The organism is Paraconexibacter sp. (genome assembly GCF_059438195.1).
The window spans coordinates 1-2,663 of sequence record NZ_JBLKKY010000137.1 but is presented as its reverse complement, the minus strand read 5'-3'; the positions used below and the strand labels follow the sequence as shown (position 1 = coordinate 2,663).

Sequence of the window (2,663 nt, the reverse complement as noted above, 5' to 3'; positions counted from 1 at the left end):
CAACGCGCGTTCGATTCGCTCCCATATAGGGGGTCAAATCAACGCGCGTTGATTTCGTACCCCCCGTCGGGCGGCCGAGAACTCACACCGTGCCGCATGGGAGCCGCTCTTGAGTTCTCGCGCCGTCGGCGCGCCGCTCGCGCCCGTCGGCGCGCCGCTCGCGCTTGCGGCGCGCCGCCGCCTGCGGCGTGCCGCCGCGGCGGCCGCCCCGCCCCTCTCAGCGGATCGCCGCGATGCCCGCCGGCGGGCGGCCCGCCGCGACGAGCGCGTCGGTGAGGATCCCCACCCGCCACGCCCGGACGATCTCGGTGACCTCCGCGGGCGTCTCGCGCACGACGTACTTCGTGCCCGTCGTGAGCGTGACGTGCGTGTCCGGGGAGGCCTCGACGTGAGCGACGAGGTCGGGGTTCACGAGGAACGGCTGCGCATCGCGCGACAGCCGGTGGAGCTCGATCATCGTCGCTCACCCACTCGCTATCGCTTGAGGTTGACGAGATCCTGGAGCATCTCGTCGGTCGTCGAGATGACACGCGAGTTCGCCTGGAAGCCGCGCTGCGAGACGATCATCTGCGTGAACTCGGCTGCGAGGTCGACGTTCGACATCTCGATCGTGCCGGACGTCGTCACGCCGAAGGTCCCGCCCGGGGTCCCGACGATCTCCGCGCCGGAGGCGGGGTCGGCGATCCAGCGGTTGCCGGACACGCGGGTGAGGCCCTCCTCGTTCGGGAACTGCGCGAGCGAGATCGTGCCCGCCGCGGCCCGCGGGCCGCCGCCGGCCGGGATGTAGGACACCGAGCCGTCCTCGCCGACGATCGTGTCGGTCGCGCCGAGCGGGACCTGGATGTAGGTGTCGGCGGCGCCGGTGCGGCCGAGGACGTAGTAGCCGTCGGCGGTGACGAGGAAGCCCTGGTCGTTGCGGCGGAAGTTGCCCGCGCGCGTGTACTGCGTCTCGGTCGGGAGCGCAGGCGGCGCGCCGAGGCCGACGCGGAACCAGCCATCGCCCTGGATCGCGACGTCGAGCGGGTTGCCCGTCGCCTGCAGCGAGCCGGAGCCCATCTGGTTGTCGATCGTCGAGAGCTGGACGCCGAGGCCGACCTGCCGGCCGTTGAGGCCACCGGTCGTCGGGCCCGCGGCGGTGCCGAACTGGTAGGTCTGCTGGAGCTGGTCCTTGAAGGACGCGCGGCTCGACTTGAAGCCGATCGTGTTCACGTTCGCGAGGTTGTTCGCGGTGACGTCGAGCATGATCTGGTGGTTGCGCAGGCCGCTGATGGCGCTGAACATGCCTCGGATCATCGGTGGGCTCCTTCGGTGTGGTGGGGGTGGTGGACGGTGAGGCGACGTCAGCCGATGACGGCGCTGTCGATGTTCGTGAAGACGTGATCGCGGAGCTGCTCGCGATCGATGGCGGTGATGACGGTCTTGATGCGGACCGACACGACGAACGCGCTGTCGTCCACGAGGACGACCGCATCGCGGGCGCCCTTTCCGGCCGCCTTCTGGACGGCCGAGTCGAGGCGCTGCAGCGTCGTCGGGTCGACGTCGATGCCGCGCTTGCCGACGCGCTGGAGCGCGTGGTTGGAGAAGTGGACGCCGCTCGTGCGGTTCGCGAGCACCTCCGCGAACGCGGGGCCGGTCGGAGCGTCCGACTGGACCGGGCGCTGGACCTGGGTCGCGTCCGGACGGACCGGCGCCGAGATCCCGGGCGGCTGCAGGGCGGGGTTCGGGATGCTCACGACGCGACCTCGGTGATGGAGCCGATCGTCACGCCGGGGACGCCGCCGACGGTGAGCGTGACGCCCTCAGGCCCGGCGCTCACCTTCTCGACGACGCCGGTCGCGGTCGTCTCCGGCCCCGTCGCGTACGTGACGGTCTTGCCGAGCATGCCGATGGCACGGGCCTCGCGCTGCTCGGAGGCGAGCGACTCGGTGGCCTTCGCCATGTTCGTCACCTGCTCGAGCATGGTCATCTGGCTGAGCTGCTGGATCCACTGCTGGCTGTCGCCGCCGGCGCTCGGATCCTGGTTCTTGAGGCTCGCGACGAGCATCGACATGAACGCGTCCTTGCCGAGGCCGAGCGTCTGCGTCGCGGCGTCGGCGCTGCCCGGCGCGGCGGTGGTCGTCGAGGTGACGGGATCGATGGGCATCGTGGTCTCCTAGGCGTGGACGTCGACGAGCGCGCCGTCGCGCGGCGTCGCCGACGGAGTCGGGTCGGGGTCGAGGTCCGAGTCGACGCCGTCGACGGCGTCGCCTCCGCGGCGGCCGCCGTTGCGGGCGCCCTCGGCGATGTCGGCGGTGCGGCGCTCCCACGGGCGACGGCCCTCGCCGTCGGCCGCGAGCGAGAGGTCGATGCGGGCGATCGTGACGCCGCGCTCCTCGAGCGAGCGGCGGAGATCGCCGGCGGTCTGCTGGAGCGCCTCGAGGCCGTCCTGGCGGCTCGCGGTGATCGTCGCGATGAGGCCGTCGGCCGACTGGCGCAGCCGGACCTCGATCCCGCCGAGCTCCTGGGGGTGGAGCTGGAGGCGCGCCCGGGCGACGCCCTTCGCGGTCGCGACGTGCGCGAGGTCCGCGACGCGCTCGACCGTGTGGCCGAACCCGCGCGACATCCACGCCTCGAGGAGCGCGGGGGCCGCGGCCGGCGTGCCGGCGGGCGCCGCCGCGGGCGGG

Annotated in this window: 5 protein-coding genes; all 5 read right to left on the bottom strand. The window is 72.5% G+C overall.

Annotated elements, in window-relative coordinates; translation table 11 throughout:
- Window positions 1–217 precede the first annotated feature (217 nt).
- Window positions 218–457: a flagellar FlbD family protein gene (locus ACME2J_RS22195; protein WP_495547126.1), complete on the bottom strand. Its 240-nt coding sequence runs from the start codon at window positions 455–457 to the stop codon at window positions 218–220.
- A 17-nt stretch (window positions 458–474) separates the two neighbouring features.
- On the bottom strand, window positions 475–1,293 hold the full coding sequence (locus ACME2J_RS22190; RefSeq protein ID WP_495547125.1) for a flagellar hook-basal body complex protein: 819 nt from the start codon (window positions 1,291–1,293) through the stop codon (window positions 475–477).
- A 47-nt stretch (window positions 1,294–1,340) separates the two neighbouring features.
- On the bottom strand, window positions 1,341–1,733 hold the full coding sequence (locus tag ACME2J_RS22185) for a TIGR02530 family flagellar biosynthesis protein (protein WP_495547124.1): 393 nt from the start codon (window positions 1,731–1,733) through the stop codon (window positions 1,341–1,343).
- Window positions 1,730–2,143, bottom strand: a complete 414-nt coding sequence (locus tag ACME2J_RS22180) for a flagellar hook assembly protein FlgD (RefSeq protein WP_495547123.1) — start codon at window positions 2,141–2,143, stop codon at window positions 1,730–1,732. The genes ACME2J_RS22185 and ACME2J_RS22180 overlap by 4 nt, the downstream gene beginning before the upstream one ends.
- 9 nt (window positions 2,144–2,152) lie before the next feature.
- The coding region (locus ACME2J_RS22175) for a flagellar hook-length control protein FliK (RefSeq protein WP_495547122.1) at window positions 2,153–2,663 on the bottom strand (511 nt) is incomplete at its 5' end.

Bases quoted from the DNA above. Each gene is read 5' to 3' on its own strand.
- ACME2J_RS22195 (WP_495547126.1), bottom strand. From the start codon at position 457: ATGATCGAGCTCCACCGGCTGTCGCGCGATGCGCAGCCGTTCCTCGTG.
- ACME2J_RS22190 (WP_495547125.1), bottom strand. From the start codon at position 1,293: ATGATCCGAGGCATGTTCAGCGCCATCAGCGGCCTGCGCAACCACCAG.
- ACME2J_RS22180 (WP_495547123.1), bottom strand. From the start codon at position 2,143: ATGCCCATCGATCCCGTCACCTCGACGACCACCGCCGCGCCGGGCAGC.